This window comes from Anaeromassilibacillus sp. 1001302B_160321_C8, assembly GCF_015554745.1.
Taxonomy (GTDB): Bacteria; Bacillota; Clostridia; order Oscillospirales; family Acutalibacteraceae; genus Anaeromassilibacillus; species Anaeromassilibacillus stercoravium.
In genome coordinates, this window is sequence record NZ_JADNJD010000001.1 from 84,755 (window position 1) to 106,035 (window position 21,281).

Here is a 21,281-nt window from a genome sequence, read left to right on the forward strand (position 1 = left end):
ATAAGTATAGCTATTTGAATCTTTCGATAGTTGTATTTGCGCGGCAGCGGTTCGGGTATTTACCCGGGCCGCTGTTTTTCTTTTTTACCGTTTTCCAGATCGTGCAGGAGGTGTGAAAAAGCTCCATTTAATAACTGGAAAAACTGCAAATTGATAAATTCCTTGTTATAATAGGAAAATTTGTTCATTATAACAACAGTAAGCGGGATGTAAACATTAACAGAAGATTATTTTACTATCAAACGATAGATTTCAGTCAATCCTATTTATTTCCCGAATGCTTTTTTTGGTATTTATGGTTTGAGATAGAATAATTGCGTACTACTTTTGCACAGAAGTGGACAAGATTTACAATCTAGTATGGATTTTTTTTAAATATATTGACAATTTGTTGAAAAAGCTATAATATAAATATTACATTAACAGATTGTTCACAGTTAAAACGTTTCCTGTGTGCAAAAGAGATGGTTATAGAAAGTGGTGATGAAATGCAGGCCTTAAAAGGGATTGCAGCCTCCAATGGTATTGCAATTGGGAAATTGAAGCTCTGTGTGAAGCTGGATGATAAAATTGCGAAAAAGCCGATTACCGATGTGGAGGCGGAGATTAAGCGTGTTGAATCCGCAAAAGAAGAGGCGGAAGCTGCGCTGAATCGGATTTACCTGGATGCCTTAAAACGAGTAGGCGAAGAGAATTCGATGATCTTTCAGATCCATATCATGATGCTTCAGGACGACGATTTCTTTGATGCAATTAAAGATTGCATTTCTGACGAAAAGGTGAATGCAGAATATGCTGTTTGGCAGGCAGCGCAGCAGTTTTCAACGATGTTTGCCCAGATGGACGATGAATACATGCGTGCACGCAGTGCCGACGTTGTCGATATTTCGAAGCGCTTGTTGAGTTGCCTTGACCCGAATTTGGACAGTGGCTTGGATAGTTTAAAGGAAGAAGCGATTGTTGCTGCTTCTGATTTGATGCCGAGCGAGACCGTCCAAATGGATAAGAGCAAGGTCCTGGCGTTTGTTACCGAGCAGGGTTCAAAGAGTTCGCATTCGGCGATTCTGGCCCGTACGATGAGCATTCCTGCTGTAGTAGGACTTTGTGATGCGTTTTCAAGCTTGAAAGATGGCGCGATGACCATTGTAGACGGCAGCGCGGGCGACGTAATTATAGAGCCGGATGAGGCTACCCTCAAGGAATACGAGCAAAAGCGCGACGCTTTCCTGCAGCATCAAAAAGATTTGCAGCTGCTTAAAGGGACAAAGGCTGTGACGAAAAGCGGCGTAGAAATGGAGATCAATGCCAATATAGGGCATCCCAGCGATGTAGAGATGGTTTTGGAAAACGATGCCGATGGGATTGGTTTGTTCCGCAGTGAATTCCTCTATATGGAGAGCGACGATTTTCCAACAGAAGAGCAACAGTTTGAAGCATATAAAACGGTCCTGGAGGGGATGAAGGGCAAGCGTGTGATTATCCGCACACTGGATTTAGGTGCAGATAAGCAGGTCCCTTATTTGAATATTCCTAAGGAAGAGAATCCGGCGATGGGATATCGTGCGATTCGGATCAGCTTGGACCGTAAGGAGCTTTTTGTTACCCAATTGCGTGCATTGGTTCGGGCTTCTGCTTTTGGCAAGCTGGCTATCATGTTCCCAATGATTACTTCGGTGGAACAGGTTAAGGAAATCAAGGAGTTGCTCAACCAAGTAAAAGCAGATTTGAAGGCGGAAGGTGTTGCGTTTGCACCGGACTTTGAAATCGGGATTATGATCGAAACGCCCGCTTCTGTCATTTTGAGTGATTTACTGGCGAAAGAAGTGGACTTCTTTAGTGTTGGGACCAACGACTTAACACAGTATACACTTGCTGTAGACCGTATGAATCCGCAGATTTCTTCGATGTACGATCCTCGCCATCCGGCAGTCCTCCGCATGATTCAGATGGCAGCGGAGAATGCAAAGAAGGCGGGAATCTGGATTGGGATTTGTGGGGAATCCGCTGGAGATACCGAATTGACAAGGTTCTATGTAGACATTGGAATCAATGAGCTTTCGGTTACCCCAGGCACTGTGCTGGAGCTGCGCCGGACGGTGCAGCAGCTTGATTAAGGTAGAAACCGGGAAAGGGACCCGGTTTGTATGAATTAATTAATTTTTTCGAGGAGGTAAAATTATGCAAAAGGTCCTTGCAAAGCTTCAAAAGCTTGGAAAAGCTTTGATGCTTCCAATTGCCTGCTTGCCTGTAGCAGGTATCCTGATGGGAATCGGTTACATGATCGATTCCAACGTTATGTCCGGTCTTGGTGATCCGAATGTCATCGCTTTCTTCTTGGTGAAAGTCGGTGGAGCGATCATTGACAACATGCCCATTTTGTTCGCGATCGGTGTTGCGATTGGTCTCAGCGACGATCACGAAGGTACATCCGCGCTGGCCGGCCTGGTTTCCTGGTTGATGGTCCAGCAGATTTTGAATCCCAGCGTCGTCGCAGTTTTGACTGGGGCGGAAGCAGATGCTGCTTTCTCCAAGGCAAACAACCAGTTCATCGGCATCATCTGCGGCGTTGTTGGTGCACTTTGCTACAATCGTTTTAAGAACACGAAACTTCCGGAGGCATTGTCCTTCTTTAGCGGCAAGCGTTCGGTAGCTATTGTGACGGCATTGGTTAGCGTAGTAGTTGGCTTGATCTTCTTCTTCGTATGGCCGGTTGTTTACAATGCACTTGTTGCATTCGGCGAGGCAATCATCAGCCTGGGTGCGATCGGCGCTGGTATCTACGGCTTCTTCAACAGACTGTTGATCCCGGTTGGCCTGCACCACGCATTGAACTCCGTGTTCTGGTTTGATGTTGCTGGTATCAATGATATCGGCAATTTCTGGGGCGGCACGGGCACTCCCGGCGTCACCGGTATGTACATGTCCGGCTTCTTCCCGATCATGATGTTCGGTCTGCCGGGTGCTGCTTTGGCAATGTATCACACTGCGAAGCCGAGCAAGAAGCAGGTTGCCGGTGGTATCCTCTTCGCAGGCGCGCTGTGCGCATTCGTCAGCGGCGTAACCGAGCCGTTGGAGTTCTCCTTCATGTTCCTTGCTCCTGCACTGTATGTCGTCCATGCCCTGCTCACCGGTATTTCCATGGCGGTTGTAGCGGCTCTCCCGATCCGTGCAGGCTTTAACTTCAGCGCAGGCTTTGTAGATCTGTTCTTCAGCTCCTGGGTGCCGCTGGCACAGAATCCGTGGCTGTTGATCCCGATCGGCCTCGTAGTTGGCGTAATCTATTACATCGTCTTCCGTTTCGCCATTGTTAAGTTCAACCTCAAGACCCCTGGCCGTGAGGACGACGACGATGAGGAAACAGAAGGTTTCTCCAAGCTGGTCAAGGACCAGGGCTATGACGGCCTTGCAAAGAAGTATGTCGACATCCTTGGCGGCAAAGAGAACATCAAGGAAATCGAATCCTGCATCACCCGTATCCGCCTGGTGCTGAAGAGCAACAAGAACCTTGACGAAAAGGCAATCAAGGCTCTGGGTGCTTCCGGCGTCATGAAGGCTGGCGATCAGGTTACGCAGGTTATCGTTGGCACGAAGGCAGAGGCTCTCGTGGATGCGATGAAGAAGTATCTGTAATTTTCAGCATTATATTCCTGTGATCGTATGAATGGCAGCAGTCTCCCTCCGCAAGTTCAGGGAGACTGCTGTTTTCAGATGATTGTATGCAGGGGTCAATTGCATCGTCGATTGATGAAGAAAATTCTTTTAAGGCCTCAGAGCTTTGAGGATTTTTCCCGGTCACGATGCACAATAATACCTGGTGGGTCCCTTTTTCGATTAAAATGGAGAAACAGGGATTGTTATATCCCGGAATAAAATTTGGAGGTATGTTCCATGGGACTGTTTGGTAAGAAAGACAGCAAAATTGTAGCGCAGCAAACGGGAAAAGTTGTGCCGATCACAGAAGTTCCCGACCCAGTATTTTCTGATAAGGTCTTGGGGGATGGAATTGCAATCATTCCGACCAGCAATACTGTAGTGGCACCGGTTTCCGGTACGATTGCCCAGGTCGCACACACATTCCATGCAGTTGGCATTGAAGCGGACGATGGGACGGAGGTGTTGGTCCATTTGGGAATTGACACCGTAAAGTTAAACGGCGAAGGCTTTACTTGCCATGTAAAAGTTGGCGATCATGTAAATGCTGGGGATAAGTTGATGGACATGGATATTGAGGCGATTGCAGCGAAAGGGTTCCAGACGATTTCTCCCTGTATCATCACGACAATGGACGACCTTAAGAGTATGGAAGGGATTACGGGAGAAGCTACTGCGGGCGAGACAACGGTCATCACGTACAAAAAAAAGTGAATTTTTCACACAGGCCTCCGGAGACAATTTGTTTTCGGAGGCTTATTTATTAAAATTATATGTTATAATAGTGGGGGAAATTGGAAACTAGATTTTTATATGGTAATTTTATAAATTGATAAAGCGATCAAAATAGTTTCAGCGGGTTTCATTCCATATAAAATTTCTTAATGGGCGCTTTTAACGATCTTTTCCAGGAATTGTTCCCTAGAACAGAGTTTAAGGTGATGCATAGACCATGATGGAAATGAGAGATAGGGGCTTGACCGGTTTAGGTGAAATTCAAGCGATCTTGGAACATTATCAGATGGATTTGCAAAATGAGGTTAGAAGGGTTTTACAGGACCCCATATGTGTTGAGGAAGCGATTGCTTGTGCAGAAGAGAGGATTTACAGTGCAGCAAGTTGGATTTGTAAACTTCGGCAAAGCAATTTGAAGGCACTCATTTTGATTATTGCCCGCAATGCTGCCAAATCTCTTCAAAAGAGTAAGGATTGCATGTTTAACCCATTAGGGGAGGATCAGGATCTGATTCTGCATGATTTGGAACAGAGATCGTTTCCTTATTTGCCCAAGTTGCGTTCCAATTATCAGGACGTAATTGTCCTGAAATATTATTTTGAGCTGCCTAACCCGGTTATTGGCACTCTGTTGGGGATTTCAGAGAAAAATGTATGTATACGGATTTATCGTGCGAAAAAGCGGATTCAGGAGCTCATAGAGCAGGAAAGGGCCTAATTTTAAAGGAACCTCCCTTTCAAGGGCGCTTTATATCAAATGTGAGGCGCATGGCGCATGAACAGAGGCTTTTCGGAAATCCTAAAAAGAACAAGTTCGTTTACGAAATTTAGGTTGGCTAAGATAGAAGGAAAGTATGCATTTTAAAATATAAAACTTGCATAAACAAGCTTCCGCAAACAGCGCATCAGCAATTGGGATGTTTGGCAAACGGCGTGATTTCTGGGTTTATTTGGCTCTATTTGCTTGGCCTCCCAAAGGGGGCTATGGAAAATGAAAAATAAAAACTTGAACTTGCATTTTGTTCATAAATTTGTTATAATAGATCACATCAATAGGACACGTCCAATGATGGAGGTGTCCTATTCAGCGTTATATAGCTACGAATCCTATTGAATTATCAAGGGCTATGTGTTACAATAATAAAATATTAATATTTTATTCCAATTTTTGACAAACTTTCTGTAGAAAATGTGGATTATGTCCATTGGTTTTGGTGCAAAATGTTGAATTTAGGGGATTGCCGGGGGGAGTAGTCTACAAGATTTGACGGCTTTTCCGAAGACCGGTTCAGTATGATGCACCGAGGAAAGAATGCAAAAAGAAGGCAGCAAATCTTTTAGACTAAGGAGTGGCAAACAGTGGCGAAGTATGTATGTAAACGTGTGGGATACGCAATTTTGACCATCTTTTTGATCTCTGTTATTACGTTTACACTGATGAACCTGATCCCTGGCGGGCCGTTTTTGAGCGAAAAAGCGGTGACTCCCGCCACCCAAGCAGCTTTGGAGGCAAAATATGGCTTGGATGTTCCAAAGCCCCAGCAGTATTTGAACTATATGAATGGACTGCTTCATGGAGACTTTGGCGAATCCCTGAAACAAAAAGGCCGGACGGCAAACGACATTATTTTTTCGACTTTCCCCGTATCTGCCCGTTTGGGTGGGATTTCGATTTTAGTTGCTCTGGTAGCAGGCGTCGGGCTTGGTTCCGTCGCTGCTATGTGCAGAGGAAAGTGGGGTGATCAGTTGATTATGGTCGTTTCCACTTTGGGAATCGCTGTTCCGAGCTTTGTTGTGGCTACCACCTTGATGAAGATCTTTGGCGTAGAATTAAAGTGGTTGCCAACAATGGGCTTATCAACGCCGCTGCATTACATTCTCCCCGTGTTTACCCTTGCTTTCTATCCAATGGCTTATATCACACGGTTGATGCGTTCCAGTATGCTGGATGCCCTCAATCAGGATTATATCCGCACAGCGCGTGCGAAAGGTGTCAACAAATTTAAGATGTTGTTTAAACATGCGCTGCGCAATGCGATTATTCCGATTATCACATATGCGGGCCCCTTGATGGCCTTTACCCTGTCGGGAAGCTTTGTTGTGGAAAAGATTTTCAACATTCCTGGCCTTGGGCGTGAATTTATCAACTGCATCACGGGGCGTGATTATCCAATGGTGATGAGTACGACTATTTTCTTGGCAACGTTTTTGGTATTGATGAATGTGATCGTGGATATCCTCTACAAGATAGTGGACCCGCGTATTAAACTGAGATAAGAAGGGAGAGACGGTCTAATGGTGGATATTAAGCTGAAAAAAAATCCGCTGAGCCTCCAGCTTGACCCGGACGATTTTCTCCCGGCAAGCGAAGACGAGAAGAAACAGCTGGACATTATGCGCGAAAGCACAACCTTCTGGAAGGATGCGCTGAAGCGTTTTAGTAAGAATAAGGTGGCTATGGTTGCCGCAGTGGTGATCTTATTGGTAATCATTTGTGCGTTTGTTGTCCCAAACTTTTATCCTTATGAATACGACCAGCAGATCCGCGGCAGCGAAAATCTGTGGCCGATGCAGTATTCCGAGGAAGAGCAGGCGCTGATTGATTCAGGAGAAAGCGTTTTCCCCCATATTTTTGGCACGGACAAGCTGGGACGTGATTTGGGGATTCGCGTGCTCACGGGCGCCAGGGTTTCCCTTTTGGTCGGCTTGGTTGCGAGTGCTCTGGTTTTGCTGATTGGGTCGATCTATGGTTCAGTGGCAGGGTACTTTGGTGGAAAAGTGGACTTGATCATGATGCGAATCGTGGATATCATCTACTCGATCCCTGATATTTTGATTATCATTCTATTACAGGTTACTTTAAAATCCCCTCTGCAGGCGCTGTTTGATAGCAGCCCAATCTTTGACGGCCTCAATCGTGTGGGCGTCGGATTAATCAGTATCTTTATCACATTTAGTTTGTTGTATTGGGTGAGTATGGCACGTATCGTACGTAGCCAGGTGATGACGTTGAAGGAGCAGGAATTTGTCACGGCGGCCAAGGCGCTGGGCGCTTCAAATGGCCGGATTATCCGCAAGCATTTGCTTCCGAACTGTATTGGCACGTTGATCGTAACCGCCACGCTGCAGATTCCTTCCGCAATCTTCACAGAGGCGTTTCTAAGCTTCCTGGGGCTCGGTGTTGCAGCTCCGATGGCAAGCCTTGGCTCTCTCGCCTCGGATGCGATCAGCAGCATTAACTCGTTCCCATACCGTCTGTTCATCCCTGCCGTAGCCATCAGCATTATTATTTTGGCGTTTAACTTGTTTGGCGATGGCCTGCGCGACGCATTCGACCCGAAGCTAAAGAAATAGGAGATTTGTAAGATGAATACAGAAGATACCTTACTCGATATTGAAGATCTCCATGTTTCCTTTTTTACCCCCGCTGGCGAAGTCAAAGCCGTTACAAGCGTAACCTATAGCATGAAGTACGGCGAGGTGCTTGGAATCGTTGGAGAATCCGGAAGCGGAAAGAGTGTTTCCGCTTACTCCCTGATGGGGATCATCGCAGATCCAGGCAAGATCGTTGGAGGCACAATTTCCTTTAATGGTCATGAACATATGGAAAAGATGACGGAAAAGGAATTCCGAAAGATTCGCGGAAGCGAGATCAGTATCATTTTCCAGGACCCGATGACCTCCTTAAACCCGGTTTATACCATTGGAAACCAGCTGATCGAGATGCTGCGCCTGCATACGACCAAGACAAAGAAAGAATGCTGGGATCGTGCGGTAGAGCTATTGCACCTGGTTGGAATGAATGAACCAGAAAAGCGTATGAAGCAGTATCCGCATGAGTTTTCCGGCGGTATGCGCCAGAGGGTCATGATTGCCATGGCGTTGGCCTGTGAACCAAAGCTTTTGATCGCGGACGAACCGACGACGGCATTGGATGTGACCATCCAGGCGCAGATTTTGGAACTGATGGTTGAGTTAAAGAAAAAAATCAATATGTCCGTTATCATTATCACCCATGATTTGGGCGTTGTTTCGGACGTTTGCGACCGCATTGCGGTGATGTATGCGGGCAAAATTGTGGAGATCGGTTCAACAGACGACATCTTCTACAACCCGCAGCATTGTTACACCCTGGGCCTGCTCAAGTCCATTCCGAAAATCCACGAGGATGAACATGAGCGTTTGATCCCGATTGAAGGCACGCCGGTCGATTTGCTCAACCCTCCCGCGGGCTGCCCGTTTGCATCGCGCTGCGACAAATGCATGAAAATTTGCCTGCGTGAAATGCCGCCCTATACGGAGATCTCCGAGGGACATGTCAGCGCTTGCTGGCTGATTCAGAAGAGGCAGATGGAAGAAGCGAAAGCCGAAGGGGGGAAAGAAGCATGAGTGAGAAACTTTTGGAGGTACAGCACCTTCAGCAGTATTTTCCCGTCAAGGGCCGGCTGTTCCACAAAACGTATGTGCAGGCGGTCGATGATGTCAACTTTCACATCGATAAGGGCGAAACCTTTGGCCTGGTAGGTGAGTCGGGCTGCGGTAAGACGACGACGGGCCGTACCATTCTACGCCTCTATGAGCCGACGGGTGGCAAAATCATCTACAAAGGGGAAGATGTTACCCACGTAGATTTTGCGCCATACCGCAAAAAGATGCAGATCGTGTTCCAGGATCCTTATGCATCCTTGGATGCGCGTATGACCGTTGGCGATATCGTCGGAGAGCCCATTGATATCCATAAGCTTGCGAAGAGCAAGCAGGAGCGCCACGACATGATCCTTTCGTTGTTGGAGCGCGTTGGGCTCAATTCCGAGCATGCAAACCGCTATCCGCACGAGTTTTCCGGCGGCCAGCGCCAGAGAATCGGCATCGCGCGCGCCTTGGCTGTGAACCCGGAGTTTATCGTCTGTGACGAGCCGATCTCCGCACTGGACGTTTCCATTCAGGCGCAGATTGTGAATATGTTTGAGGATTTGCAGCAGGAGCTGGGCTTGACCTATCTCTTTATCGCCCATGACCTTGCAATTGTCAAACACATCAGCAACCGAATCGGCGTCATGTATCTCGGCAAGCTGGTTGAGCTGGCAGGGAGCTCCGAGCTTTATAAGAACCCGATCCATCCTTACACACGTTCGCTGCTTTCGGCAATCCCGATTCCGGATCCGAAGGCCAGCCGTGCGAAAAAACGCATCGTGTTGGAGGGAGACGTTCCCAGCCCAGTCAATCCGCCGTCCGGCTGCCGCTTCCGTACCCGTTGCCCCTATGCAACAGAGCGCTGCGCCGCAGAAGTACCAGAATTTAAAGATTACGGCGGCGGACATTATGCAGCGTGTCATAGAATTGGTGAAGTTTGATAAAATAGCAAATGCTTTTTTTGCGAATTCCGGTAGTTCTTGGGCTTTTAATTCGCAATTTAGCGGATTAAAATAGATTTATCCAATTTTAAAAACTGGAGGGATTTATTCATGAAGAAGATACTTGCAACCATTTTGGCAGTTGCTATGTTGGCGACAACCTTCGTGGGCTGCGGTAACGGTGGCGAAACCGCTTCGACTCCGTCCGACGACGGCGGTGCGGCTGCTCCCGAAATCACGGCTTGTATCGGCCCGGAGCCGGAGACTTTGGACCCGGCCCTGAACAAGTCCGTGGACGGCGCCTGCTATGCGGTCCATGCGTTTGAAGGCATCTACAAGTTCGATGAGAACGGCAACACGATTCTTGGCCAGGCAGAAAAGGTTGACGTCAGCGATGACGGTTTGACTTGGGACATCACCCTGCGCGACGACATCAAGTGGTCCGATGGTGAGCCGGTCACGGTGGACGATTTCATCTATTCCTGGCAGCGTGCCGCTTCCCCGGAAACGGCTTCCGACTATGCAAACCTGTTTGACGTGATCGAGGGCGGCGCTGATGTGTATCAGGGCAAAGCCGATCCGTCCACGCTGGGTGTTACAAAGGTGGACGACACCCACATGACCGTTCAGTTGGCAGCTCCCTGCCCGTACTTTGATAAGCTTTTGGCATTCCCGATCTATTATCCGGTTCGCCAGGATGTTGTTGAAGGCAACGACAGTTGGACCCAGGATCCTTCTACGTTCATCGGCAATGGCCCGATGATGCTGACCGATTGGAGCCACAAAGAGAGCATTACCTATGTGAAGAACCCGTATTATTATGATGCGGACAAGGTTACCGATAGCACTTTGAAGTTTATCCTTTTGGAAGACGACAACGCAAAGCTGGCAGCTTATGACAACGGCGAGCTCGACTATGTGTTCCAGCTGCCGGTTGACGAACTCGATGCTTTGAAGGAGCGCGAGGACTTCGGCACCATCAATGAGATTGGTACGTATTATCTCGCATTCCAGACGGAGAAGGAACCCTTTAATGATCCGAGAGTCAGAAAGGCTCTGACGTTGGCGATCGACCGCAACTACATTGTTGAGACCGTTTCCAAGCAGGGCGAAGTCCCGGCAGCAGCAATCGTTGCAGAAAAGGTTACAGAGGGCGATTCGACCTTCCGTGAGGTTGGCGGCGATTATTTCTCCACGGATCCGGCCGATTATGAGAAGAATGTTGAGGAAGCAAGACAGCTCCTTGCCGAGGCGGGTTATCCGAACGGTGAAGGCTTCCCGACCTTTGAGTATACTACGAACACCGCAACCCTGCATCTGGGTGTTGCAGAAGCTCTCCAGAACATGTGGAAAGAAGCGCTCGGCATCGAGTGCAAGATTGCACAGCAGGAATGGAATGTCTTCCTGGCAACCCGTCCGGCTGGTACGTTTGAAGTGGCCCGCGATGGCTGGATTGCAGACTACAACGATCCGCTTACCTTCTTGGAGATCTTCAAGAGCGATAACGGCAACAATAACTGCCATTGGAAGAACGCAGAATTTGACGCCCTGATTGACCAGGCGAAGGCAGAGGCCGATTCCGCGAAGCGTTTTGAAATCTTGCATCAGGCGGAAGATCTGTGGGCGGAAGAGATGCCTGGCGCCCCGATCTACTACTATGCGGACACCTATCTCAAGAAGCCGAACCTGGAAGGCTATTGGGATTCCCCGCTGGGCTATAAGTTCTTTATGTATTGCACCAAGACAGCGGAATAAGATGCTATTCTGCTGAAACATAAGCCGAGGAGGCACCTTGCTTTGCGAGGTGCCTCTTTTTGTTTTGCATGAATGGGGAAAATGGAAAAGATAGGAAGAGCGCTTTGCAAGAAAAAGCAAAAAAATTGCAATGTTATCCTCAATATGCGTATAGGGCATAAAATGAATTGGGCAATCAGCCGATTCTTGCACAAAAGCGCGCATCTTGCCTATTTTGATATTGCAAAAGGATGGCCTGCGTAGTATAATCACAATAATGAACTGTATGTGAACGGATTAAACACGGCGCCGCGTGACCATTTTCACGCTGGATGAAATGGATCACCTGCAGTTTCCTGCGGTAAAACGCGATGGACGTAGGTGAAAGTTCCGTCCGGCAAGGCCACCCGGTCGTTTTCATATTAGAGGGATTTTGGCGCAAGGGTTTGATCCAAATTTGAAATGGGGGTTCAGAATCATGAAAAAGCGTTTTTTAGCAATGGTTTTGGCGGCGGCCATGATGCTGACGGCAATGGTCGGCTGTGGCAACGGCAATACACAGGATGGTGGAAATGCCAACAATGCCGGTGCAACGGGTGATACGATTAAAATCGGCGGCTTGGCTCCTCTGACCGGCGATGTCTCCGTCTATGGCGTGGCGGTTGACAACGGCGTAAAAATGGCAGTTGAAGAGATCAACGCAGATGGCGGCGTGCTGGGGAAGCAGATTGAGTACATCGTATATGATGAAAAGGGCGATGCGACCGAGGCGGTCAACGCTTATAATAAGCTGGTGCAGAGCGACAATGTTGTAGCAATTGTCGGCGACGTTACGTCCAAGCCTACGCTTGCGGTTGCGCAGCAGGCGGCAAAGGACAAGATCCCGCTGATCACGGCCAGCGGCACGGCGGAAAACATCACCCAGGCGGGCGAAAATATTTTCCGCGCCTGCTTTATCGACCCGTTCCAGGGGGAACTGATGGCTTCCTATGCCTCCAAGAAACTGGAGAAAAAGACTGCAGCCATCATTTATAACATTTCCGACGACTATTCCAAGGGCCTGTATGAGGCGTTTGAAGCGGCTGCCGGAGATCTTGGTATTGAAGTGGTGCAGGTCGAAGGCTACGGCAAAGGCACCGTCGATTTCAAGGCACAGCTCACCAATATTAAGAGCAAAAACCCGGACGTCATTTTCCTGCCGGTCTATTATCAGGACGTGGCCCTGATTGCCGTGCAGGCCAAGGAGTTGGGCATTGAGGCGCAGTTCCTGGGCGCAGACGGCTGGGACGGCGTCATCGGCCAGGTGGACGAGAGCAATATGGATGCGGTCAATGGCGCGTATTTCTGCAGCCAGTATTCCGCACAGAGCGACGACCCGAATTTGCAGGCGTTCTTGTCGAAATATAAGGAAACCTATGGCATGGATGCAAGCCAGTTTGCGGTATTGGGCTACGACGCGATGAAGATGCTCGCCCAGGCGATCAGCGAGGCGGGTTCCACGGATTCCGCCGCAATTACATCTGCGATGGCAGCGATCGACTTCACCGGTCTGACGGGTCACATGACCTTTGACGAAAACCGCAACCCGGTCAAGAGTGCGGCAATTACGCAGATCGATAATGGCGAGTATAAGTTTATCGAATACTACGAAAAATAATTTTTCGACAAATTTATACGAATTGTAAAACAGAATGGAACAAAATGGAAAAGAGGGCGATTGCGGTCACCCTCTTTTCCGGTTATTCAAAAGAAGAGCTAATGAAATTGAGGGAGGAGCAGCCATGGATCTTTTGGCGCAGGTGTTCAATGGGCTTGGCATTGGAAGTATTTATGCCCTGGTTGCACTGGGGTACAGCATGGTGTATGGCATCGTGCAGCTGATTAACTTTGCCCACGGCGACATCATCATGGTGGGCGCATATGTTACATATGTTGGTTTAGTAATGGCAGGAATGCCGCTTTGGGCGGCGGTTTTGGTTTCCATCCTGTTCTGCGGGGTGGCTGGTGTGCTCATTGAGAAGCTGGCATACAGCCGGCTTCTGAAAAAAGGCGCCCCCAGGATTTCCCTATTGATCACAGCGATCGGTGTCAGCATTTTCCTGCAGAACCTTTCGCAGCTGCTGTTTTCGTCCAGCGCGAAATCCATGCCTGCTATGTTCCCGAATGGGATGCTGGAGCTTGGGGCGTTGCAGATCAGTTCCAATACAATTCTCAACATCCTCACTTCAGTGGTCATGATGATCGCCTTACAACTTTTGGTCAACAAGACCAAGATTGGCAAGGCCATGCGCGCAACCAGTGAAGATGCGGGCGCAGCGAAGCTGATGGGTATCAATACCAACTCGACTATCGCCTTTACCTTCGGTGTAGGTTCTGCACTGGCGGCAGTGGGCGCCGTATTGTATTGCAACACATTCCACCAGATTACCCCATATATGGGCGGCATGTTGGGCCTAAAGGCGTTTGTCGCCGCGGTTCTGGGAGGAATCGGAAGTATACCGGGCGCGATGCTCGGCGGCTATATCCTTGGCGTAGCCGAGAGCTTGACCACGGCGGCGGGCGGCTCGCAGATCACGGACGCGGTGGTCTTTGGCATTTTGATCCTGGTCCTGCTGATCAAGCCGGCGGGCCTTCTCGGAAAAAATGTCCGGGAAAAAGTTTAAGGGGGTGGCAGCATGAAACAGAAAAAGTGGATTCCGAATGTCATCATCCTTGTTTTGGTGCTGGCGCTCTATATTTTACTCTCCGTATTAATCAGTGCGAATATCATCAATCCATATTACTCCGGCATTTTGACCATGGTCTGCATCAATGTGATTTTGGCTGTTAGCTTGAATTTGGCCACCGGCTTTTTGGGCCAGCTGGTTTTGGGACATGCAGGTTTCATGAGTGTGGGCGCGTATTCGGCGGCGTTGTTCACCATGTATTCCGGATTGCCCACAGTGGTTAGTTTCCCGTTGGCGCTGTTGGTCGGCGGCATTGTGGCGGCGGCCTTCGGCGTCATCATCGGCGTGCCGGCGCTTCGTCTGAAGGGCGACTACCTGGCCATTTTGACGTTGGGATTCGGCGAAATCATCCGTGTGCTGATCCTGGCCATGCCGTTTACCGGCGGCGCGGCGGGCTTGTCCGGCATCCCACTTTTGACAACCTTCACATATGTGTTTATCATCGCCATTATAACCGTTGCGGTGATCTTTGCCTTTATTCATTCCCGCCATGGACGTGCGGTCATTGCCATCCGGGAAGATGAAATTGCGGCAGAAGCGGCCGGAATCCATACCACCTACTATAAGCTGCTCGCGTTTGTCCTGGCGGCGTTCTTCGCCGGGATCGCCGGTGGCCTCTATGCACATCATATCGGCGTTTTGGACCCGAGCAAGTTTGACTTCAACTATTCGGTGGAGATCCTGATTATGGTGGTTTTGGGCGGCATGGGCTCGATTACGGGTTCCATCGTGGCGGCGATTGTGCTGACGCTCCTTCCGGAGCTGCTGCGTGGCTTCTCCGAGTACCGCATGTTGATCTATTCCGTCATTTTGATCTGCGTGATGCTGTTTAAGCCCTCCGGCCTGTTGGGGCAGCATGAATTGTCCCTGACCAAGATCTTAAACAAATTCCGCGGCAAAAAAGCGGAGACAAAAAAGGAGGCGTAAGAAATGGCCGTTTTGGAAGCAAAGAATTTGGGAATCGCCTTTGGCGGCCTGCGCGCACTCCAGGATGTACAGTTCTCCATTGGCGAGAAAGAAATTATCGGCCTGATTGGGCCGAATGGTGCGGGGAAAACCACGGTATTCAATCTGTTGACGGATGTGTATGTCCCTACGGAGGGGACCATCACCCTTGAAAACCAAAATATCGTGGGAAAAAAGACGTACCAGATCACACAGGGGGGAATCTCCCGCACATTCCAAAATATCCGTTTGTTTAAAGATATCTCTGTAATTGACAATGTAAAAATTGCCATGAACTTTCAGATGAAGTATTCGGTTCTTTCCGGAATTTTCCGTCTTCCTGCATATCGCAGGGAGGAGGAGCGGGTGGACAAACGCGCGCATGAGCTGCTGCAGGTATTCAACCTGGACGAAAAGGCAGAGGATCTTGCCAAAAATCTCCCCTATGGACAGCAGCGCAAATTGGAGATTGCCCGTGCGCTTGCAACCAATCCGAAGGTATTGCTGCTCGATGAACCTGCTGCGGGGATGAACCCCACAGAGACAAAAGAGCTGATGGAGACCATCCGTTTGATCCGCGACCGGTTCGGGATTGCCATCCTGTTGATTGAACACGATATGAACTTTGTGATGGGAATCTGCGAGCGCATCTATGTGCTGGATTATGGCAAGGTGATCGCTGAGGGAAATCCGGAGGAGATCCGCAACAATCCGCGCGTGATTACCGCGTATCTGGGAGGGGAATGAAGACATGGCTATGCTTTCTGTGAAGGATCTGCAGGTCTACTATGGGTCGATCCATGCGATCAAGGGCGTCTCCTTTGAGGTAAACGAAGGGGAGATTGTCACATTGATCGGTGCAAATGGCGCGGGCAAGACGACGACACTGCATGCCATCTGCGGGCTGGTCAAGGCAAAAGCGGGAGAGATTACCTTTTGCGGTCAGAACCTGCGGACAACGGACCCGCATAAAATCATCCGTCTCGGACTGGCGCAGGTTCCGGAAGGGCGCCGAATCTTTGCGCGGATGACGGTGCAGGAGAACTTGGAGATGGGCGCCTATATCCGAAAGGACAAGAGCGGCATCGACGAGGATTATGAATCCGTATTCAAGCGGCTGCCGCGCTTGAAGGAGCGCCGCAAGCAGATTGCCGGGACGCTCTCTGGCGGCGAGCAACAGATGCTGGCGATTGGCCGTGCACTGATGGCCAGGCCGAAGATGTTGTTGCTGGACGAACCTTCCATGGGCCTGTCCCCGTTGTTGGTAAACGAAATTTTTGAGATTATTCACGATGTCAACCGGTCGGGCGTGACCGTACTGCTGGTGGAGCAGAACGCAAAAAAGGCACTGTCCATCGCCAATCGGGCGTACGTTTTGGAGACGGGAACGATCTCTATGTCCGGCGATGCGGACACCCTCAGCCGCGATGAAAAGGTGCGCAAAGCCTACCTCGGCGGCTAACGATCCATTTTGTATACAAGTGAGAACCCTCTGTGTATGACCACGGAGGGTTTTTTATTTACAAGATTACGAATACAAAAGGAAAATTTTTCTGCCAATGGTTTATCGTCTGTATGCAGCGCCCTTTCTTTGGGATACTACTTACGAGAGGGTGATACCATGCGAAGCACAAAAGAACTGCGGAGCGCACGTGCGGCAATTTTTATCGGGGCCATTTTGACGGTTTTAGCGGCCGCAGCCATATTTTTCGTTATGCACATGGGCGACAACAAAAATTTGTCCGAACGGGAACGGCAGGCGTTGGCACAGACGCTTTATTTTCCAAATCCATCGGAAAATCAGCAGATCGGAGAGACGGAATCCATTGTAAACAACGACCCAGATCATGCGGTCAGTATCCACCATCCGGTTTTCGGCATACAAGCGATCGATTTACAGGTTTTGGAGGTAGTGGAGGACTTGCAAAAGGGCCATCGGGAACAGTTGGGACAGGAACAGCAGACCACTACAACGGATGTGCAATCCGATTTGCTGGTGGATTATCAATCCTATCTGGTCGGGGATCGGACTGCCTCCATGGTACTCACGGTGAAGGAACAATTTTCCACTTGGTCCAACGCACGGGATCGAACGATCGCCATGGTTTTTGACCTGCTAGAGGGGAGGCAGCTGGGGCTCGGGGACATTTTCCAGAACGATTATCTGGAACGCCTTTCCGAAGGGGTACGAAAATCGTTCCGCGAATCGTCCGGCAACCTTAGCGCAACCGAAACGGAGCAGTTTTTGGCGGGCACCACACCGGATATGGATAATTTTCAAAACTTTGCCCTCACAACGGATGCCGTACGCATCTATTTTGAGCAGGGGCAGATTTTCCCGGAACAGGATGGAGCACCAATGGCCGAAATCCCTTATGAAGACCTGGCGGGCGCTCTTCGGATCCGAACCGAGGGGCCGCTGCTCTCCGTCGCGGCTGCGCCGGAGGTGGAACTCACAGAACCGGAGCCGGTCGCCGTCGATCCAGACCGCCCGATGGTTGCCCTGACCTTTGACGACGGCCCCCATCCGATTGTGACGCCCCGCATCCTGAATTTGCTCAAACAGTACAACGCGCGCGCAACCTTTTTTGTCTTGGGAAACCGTGTGGACAGCTACCCCGACGTATTGCAGCGGGAATACACGGAAGGGCACGAAATTGGAAACCATTCCTATAACCACGCATCCCTTTCCAAACTGGATGCACAGGAGATTGCCTTTCAGGTGCAGGAGACGGATGAACGCATTTCGCATTTGCTTCCCACAGCGCCGGTGCTCTTGCGGCCCCCTTATGGGGCGATCAATGATGCAGCAAGAGAGACCATACAAAAGCCGTTTGTCCTCTGGTCGATCGATACGCAGGACTGGAAGAACCGCAGCAGCGGCGCCATTGCCAGCGAGGTTTTGGAAAAGGTAAAGGATGGGGATATCATCCTGATGCACGACCTGTACGCCGCGACAGCGGATGCGTGTGAAGTGATCCTCCCCGCGTTGGCAGCGGAGGGTTACCAATTTGTCACAGTATCCGAGCTATTGGAGAAACGGGACATCGTTCCAACGGCAGGGCAGGTCTATACCCACGCCACAGCGTAATATGGAAAGAAATTGTAAATTTTTTGTGGGACGGTTGACAAGCGAGCGGTTTGACGGTATACTAATCTCAAATTAAACACTCATTCTGTTGTTCATCCATCAAGAGGGAGTAGTTTCATAGACATGCCGTCAACATACCCGATTTGAAAAAATCTGGCGGTGTGTGCCGTTGATCGGTTAACAAGACTTTTGGATGGCTGTCCTGCATTACGTGTGGGCAGCTGGCCGGAAGTCTTTTTTTGTTATATACGGCCGGCAGCAGGAAGAACTGTATGGAAGGAGAAAACATTATGGCAGACACATTTTTCAACCGTTCAGTGGAGGAGGTCCTGCAGGAGCAGGAGAGCTCTTCCGGAGGCTTGTCCAATGCGCAGGCAGCGGACAGGCTGAAAAAATACGGCCCAAATGCGCTGGTGGAGGGAAAGAAGAAGGGCGTCCTTCAGGTGTTTCTGGAGCAGTTTAAAGACCTATTGGTGGTGATCCTGATCGTGGCGGCTATCATCTCCATGCTGTCCGGGCAGGGAGAGAGCACCATTGTCATCTTTGCCGTTCTGATTCTCAATGCAATCCTCGGCACCGTGCAGTACTTCAAGGCGGAAAAATCCCTGGAAAGCCTCAAGGCGATGTCCTCCCCAACGGCGAAGGTTTTGCGTGGAGGCGCAAAGGTGGAGGTCCCCTCCAAAGAGGTGGTGCCGGGCGACATCGTGTTTCTGGAAGCGGGCGACCTGGTGGTTGCAGACGGGCGCGTGATTGAGAACTTTTCCCTCAAGGTGAACGAAAGCTCTTTGACCGGCGAATCCGAAGGAGTGGAAAAGACCGAGGAGGTCATCCCCGGCGAGAAAGTGGCCTTGGGCGACCAGAAGAATATGGTCTTTTCCGGTTCCCTTGTGACGTATGGCCGCGCCACTGTTGTGGTGACGGGAACCGGCATGCATACGGAGATCGGCAAAATCGCCTCGCTGATGAACCAGACCCAGCAGCGCAAGACGCCGTTGCAACAGAGCTTGGACGACTTCAGCAAGAAATTGGCGGTCATCATTCTGGCGATCTGTGTGGTGGTCTTTGGCCTGTCCCTGTATCGGGAGATGCCCATCCTCGACTCCCTGATGTTCGCCGTGGCGCTGGCAGTGGCTGCAATCCCAGAGGCGCTCAGCTCCATAGTGACCATCGTGTTGGCGATGGGGACGCAGAAGATGGCCAAAGAAAATGCCATTATCAAAGACCTGAAGGCGGTGGAAAGCCTCGGTTCCGTCTCGGTCATTTGTTCCGATAAGACCGGTACGCTTACACAGAATAAGATGTGCGTCCAGAAAATCTATGCCGACGGCCAATTGCTGGACGGGAAGGACCTCCAATTGCCGAACGACCCGCAGCGCCTGCTGTTAAAAATCGCGATCCTAGCGAGCGATGCAACTTCTGTGGACGGCGCGGACATCGGCGACCCGACCGAGGTGGCGCTGGTGCAGTTGGGCGACTTGTTCGGGGTCGAAGAAGTGGCCTACCGCCAGCAGCACCCGCGTCTGGGCGAAATCGCCTTTGATTCGGACCGTAAGCTCATGAGCACCTTGCACGACATCGACGGGACCCCCACGTTGTTGACCAAAGGCGCGATCGATGTGATGTTGGGCCGTGCAACGAAGATTTTCACCAGCAAAGGGGTTTTGCCCCTGGATGAAGCGGGCAAGCAGGAAATTCTGCGCGTCAACAATGCGCTTTCGGAGCAGGGCCTGCGGGTGCTGGCCTTTGGCTATCGCCCGTTGGATGCGGTGCGCCCCCTCACCTTGGAGGACGAGACCGATATGACCTTTGTGGGCTTGATCTCCATGATCGACCCGCCGCGTGAGGAATCCGTGCAGGCGGTTGCAGACGCAAAGCGCGCCGGCATCCGCACGGTGATGATCACCGGCGACCACAAGGTGACCGCCACGGCGATTGCCCGCAAGATCGGCATCTTTACCGATGGGGATATGGCACTCGAGGGCGTGGAGCTGGATGCCATGTCCGATGAAGAGCTGGATCAAAAGCTCGCCAAAATCGCGGTCTATGCCCGCGTCTCCCCGGAAAACAAGATCCGCATTGTGGACGCTTGGCAGCGCAAGGGCCGCATCGTCTCGATGACGGGCGACGGCGTGAACGACGCGCCGGCCCTGAAAAAGGCGGACATCGGCGTTGCCATGGGGATCACCGGCACAGAGGTCAGCAAAGACGCCGCTTCCATGATCTTGGAAGACGACAATTTTGCCACCATTGTGAAGGCGGTCCTAAATGGGCGCAATGTCTATGAAAACATCAAAAATGCGATTCAGTTTTTGCTTTCCGGCAATATGGCAGCCATCCTCTGCGTGCTCTTCGCATCCATTGTGGGCCTGCCGATGCCGTTTGCCCCGGTGCATCTGCTGTTCATCAACCTGCTGACCGACAGCCTCCCCGCGATTGCGATCGGCATGGAGCCTGCCCGCAAGGACCTTTTGGACCGCAAACCGCGCGATCCCAAGGAACCCATTTTGAATCGGTCCCTTCTGGGGAAAATCTTTGGGCAGGGCCTGTTGATTGGCATCGCGACCATGGCGGCGTTCTACATTGGCTATGGCTCGACGCAGAATGCAGCGCTCGCAATGACGATGGCGTTTGCTACTTTGACGCTTGCCCGCCTGTTCCACGGGTTTAACTGCCGGGGAGAGAAGTCGATCTTTCGTCTGGGCCTTGGCAGCAACAAATATTCCCTGATGGCGTTTGCAGCGGGGATTGTGCTGTTGGCCGCTGTGTTATTGCTGCCCTTCTTGGAGACGTTGTTCCAGGTTGCCCCGCTGACCCTGGCAAACGTTGGCATGATCGTTTTGCTTGCCATCCTGCCCACCGTTTGCATCCAGATTTTCAAAGTCATCCGTGACCTGGTGAAAAAGGGCTAAACGCCTGCGTTTCCCGCCCAGAGAACCTTCTGCGCATAAGATGTTCGAAAGCCTCTATCCATGTCAAAAAAGATGTGGGTAGAGGCTTTTTTGTTTCGGAGATTCGATCTAAATCATTCGATTTATTCTTACAAAT

At 50.4% G+C, this 21,281-nt stretch carries 16 protein-coding genes; all 16 read left to right on the top strand.

Annotated features, from left to right (window positions below; genetic code table 11):
- Positions 1 to 488: 488 nt before the first annotated feature.
- The 16 genes from ptsP to I2E77_RS00450 all read left to right on the top strand — a co-directional run bounded on the left by ptsP (position 489) and on the right by I2E77_RS00450 (position 21,145).
- Positions 489 to 2,114 (top strand): phosphoenolpyruvate--protein phosphotransferase, encoded by a 1,626-nt coding sequence (ptsP, locus tag I2E77_RS00375; protein WP_191362727.1) that lies wholly within the window; start codon positions 489 to 491, stop codon positions 2,112 to 2,114.
- Between the two features lie 64 nt (positions 2,115 to 2,178).
- Positions 2,179 to 3,630, top strand: a complete 1,452-nt coding sequence (gene nagE / locus I2E77_RS00380) for an N-acetylglucosamine-specific PTS transporter subunit IIBC (protein WP_087229823.1) — start codon at positions 2,179 to 2,181, stop codon at positions 3,628 to 3,630.
- Between the two features lie 258 nt (positions 3,631 to 3,888).
- Positions 3,889 to 4,365 (top strand): PTS sugar transporter subunit IIA, encoded by a 477-nt coding sequence (locus I2E77_RS00385; protein ID WP_087229826.1) that lies wholly within the window; start codon positions 3,889 to 3,891, stop codon positions 4,363 to 4,365.
- 238 nt (positions 4,366 to 4,603) lie between these two features.
- On the top strand, positions 4,604 to 5,104 hold the full coding sequence (locus I2E77_RS00390; RefSeq protein ID WP_087229828.1) for an RNA polymerase sigma factor: 501 nt from the start codon (positions 4,604 to 4,606) through the stop codon (positions 5,102 to 5,104).
- A 641-nt stretch (positions 5,105 to 5,745) separates the two neighbouring features.
- A complete protein-coding gene (locus I2E77_RS00395; protein WP_195450399.1) occupies positions 5,746 to 6,663 on the top strand; it encodes an ABC transporter permease in 918 nt (305 codons plus the stop codon).
- 18 nt (positions 6,664 to 6,681) lie between these two features.
- Complete coding sequence (locus tag I2E77_RS00400) at positions 6,682 to 7,740, top strand: ABC transporter permease (protein WP_442858909.1); 1,059 nt, start codon at positions 6,682 to 6,684, stop codon at positions 7,738 to 7,740.
- A 12-nt stretch (positions 7,741 to 7,752) separates the two neighbouring features.
- Positions 7,753 to 8,775 (top strand): ABC transporter ATP-binding protein, encoded by a 1,023-nt coding sequence (locus I2E77_RS00405; RefSeq protein WP_087229834.1) that lies wholly within the window; start codon positions 7,753 to 7,755, stop codon positions 8,773 to 8,775.
- Positions 8,772 to 9,740, top strand: coding sequence for an ABC transporter ATP-binding protein (locus I2E77_RS00410; protein ID WP_087229837.1), 969 nt, complete (start codon positions 8,772 to 8,774; stop codon positions 9,738 to 9,740). The genes I2E77_RS00405 and I2E77_RS00410 overlap by 4 nt, the downstream gene beginning before the upstream one ends.
- Before the next feature lie 111 nt (positions 9,741 to 9,851).
- Positions 9,852 to 11,495: a peptide ABC transporter substrate-binding protein gene (locus I2E77_RS00415; RefSeq protein ID WP_195450400.1), complete on the top strand. Its 1,644-nt coding sequence runs from the start codon at positions 9,852 to 9,854 to the stop codon at positions 11,493 to 11,495.
- Positions 11,496 to 11,952: 457 nt separating this feature from the next.
- The gene (locus I2E77_RS00420; protein ID WP_087229846.1) at positions 11,953 to 13,131 is read left to right on the top strand and encodes an ABC transporter substrate-binding protein; all 1,179 of its coding nucleotides are present in this window, start codon (positions 11,953 to 11,955) and stop codon (positions 13,129 to 13,131) included.
- 124 nt (positions 13,132 to 13,255) lie between these two features.
- Positions 13,256 to 14,137 (top strand): branched-chain amino acid ABC transporter permease, encoded by an 882-nt coding sequence (locus I2E77_RS00425; RefSeq protein WP_191395423.1) that lies wholly within the window; start codon positions 13,256 to 13,258, stop codon positions 14,135 to 14,137.
- A gap of 12 nt (positions 14,138 to 14,149) precedes the next feature.
- Positions 14,150 to 15,127 carry a branched-chain amino acid ABC transporter permease gene (locus tag I2E77_RS00430; RefSeq protein ID WP_087229852.1) on the top strand — a complete coding sequence of 326 codons (978 nt, stop codon included), beginning with the start codon at positions 14,150 to 14,152 and terminating at the stop codon, positions 15,125 to 15,127.
- A 3-nt stretch (positions 15,128 to 15,130) separates the two neighbouring features.
- Complete coding sequence (locus I2E77_RS00435; RefSeq protein ID WP_191395422.1) at positions 15,131 to 15,892, top strand: ABC transporter ATP-binding protein; 762 nt, start codon at positions 15,131 to 15,133, stop codon at positions 15,890 to 15,892.
- A gap of 10 nt (positions 15,893 to 15,902) precedes the next feature.
- A complete protein-coding gene (locus I2E77_RS00440) occupies positions 15,903 to 16,607 on the top strand; it encodes an ABC transporter ATP-binding protein (RefSeq protein ID WP_442856099.1) in 705 nt (234 codons plus the stop codon).
- Positions 16,608 to 16,766: 159 nt separating this feature from the next.
- Positions 16,767 to 18,236, top strand: a complete 1,470-nt coding sequence (locus I2E77_RS00445; protein WP_195450401.1) for a polysaccharide deacetylase family protein — start codon at positions 16,767 to 16,769, stop codon at positions 18,234 to 18,236.
- A 290-nt stretch (positions 18,237 to 18,526) separates the two neighbouring features.
- The gene (locus tag I2E77_RS00450) at positions 18,527 to 21,145 is read left to right on the top strand and encodes a cation-translocating P-type ATPase (RefSeq protein ID WP_195450402.1); all 2,619 of its coding nucleotides are present in this window, start codon (positions 18,527 to 18,529) and stop codon (positions 21,143 to 21,145) included.
- Positions 21,146 to 21,281 lie beyond the last annotated feature (136 nt).

What these genes read in the sequence shown, in the direction of transcription:
- ptsP (WP_191362727.1), top strand. Translation starts at nt 489, where the DNA reads ATGCAGGCCTTAAAAGGGATTGCAGCCTCCAATGGTATTGCAATTGGG.
- nagE (WP_087229823.1), top strand. Translation starts at nt 2,179, where the DNA reads ATGCAAAAGGTCCTTGCAAAGCTTCAAAAGCTTGGAAAAGCTTTGATG.
- I2E77_RS00385 (WP_087229826.1), top strand. Translation starts at nt 3,889, where the DNA reads ATGGGACTGTTTGGTAAGAAAGACAGCAAAATTGTAGCGCAGCAAACG.
- I2E77_RS00390 (WP_087229828.1), top strand. Translation starts at nt 4,604, where the DNA reads ATGATGGAAATGAGAGATAGGGGCTTGACCGGTTTAGGTGAAATTCAA.
- I2E77_RS00400 (WP_442858909.1), top strand. Translation starts at nt 6,682, where the DNA reads ATGGTGGATATTAAGCTGAAAAAAAATCCGCTGAGCCTCCAGCTTGAC.
- I2E77_RS00405 (WP_087229834.1), top strand. Translation starts at nt 7,753, where the DNA reads ATGAATACAGAAGATACCTTACTCGATATTGAAGATCTCCATGTTTCC.
- I2E77_RS00410 (WP_087229837.1), top strand. Translation starts at nt 8,772, where the DNA reads ATGAGTGAGAAACTTTTGGAGGTACAGCACCTTCAGCAGTATTTTCCC.
- I2E77_RS00415 (WP_195450400.1), top strand. Translation starts at nt 9,852, where the DNA reads ATGAAGAAGATACTTGCAACCATTTTGGCAGTTGCTATGTTGGCGACA.
- I2E77_RS00420 (WP_087229846.1), top strand. Translation starts at nt 11,953, where the DNA reads ATGAAAAAGCGTTTTTTAGCAATGGTTTTGGCGGCGGCCATGATGCTG.
- I2E77_RS00425 (WP_191395423.1), top strand. Translation starts at nt 13,256, where the DNA reads ATGGATCTTTTGGCGCAGGTGTTCAATGGGCTTGGCATTGGAAGTATT.
- I2E77_RS00430 (WP_087229852.1), top strand. Translation starts at nt 14,150, where the DNA reads ATGAAACAGAAAAAGTGGATTCCGAATGTCATCATCCTTGTTTTGGTG.
- I2E77_RS00435 (WP_191395422.1), top strand. Translation starts at nt 15,131, where the DNA reads ATGGCCGTTTTGGAAGCAAAGAATTTGGGAATCGCCTTTGGCGGCCTG.
- I2E77_RS00440 (WP_442856099.1), top strand. Translation starts at nt 15,903, where the DNA reads ATGCTTTCTGTGAAGGATCTGCAGGTCTACTATGGGTCGATCCATGCG.
- I2E77_RS00445 (WP_195450401.1), top strand. Translation starts at nt 16,767, where the DNA reads ATGCGAAGCACAAAAGAACTGCGGAGCGCACGTGCGGCAATTTTTATC.
- I2E77_RS00450 (WP_195450402.1), top strand. Translation starts at nt 18,527, where the DNA reads ATGGCAGACACATTTTTCAACCGTTCAGTGGAGGAGGTCCTGCAGGAG.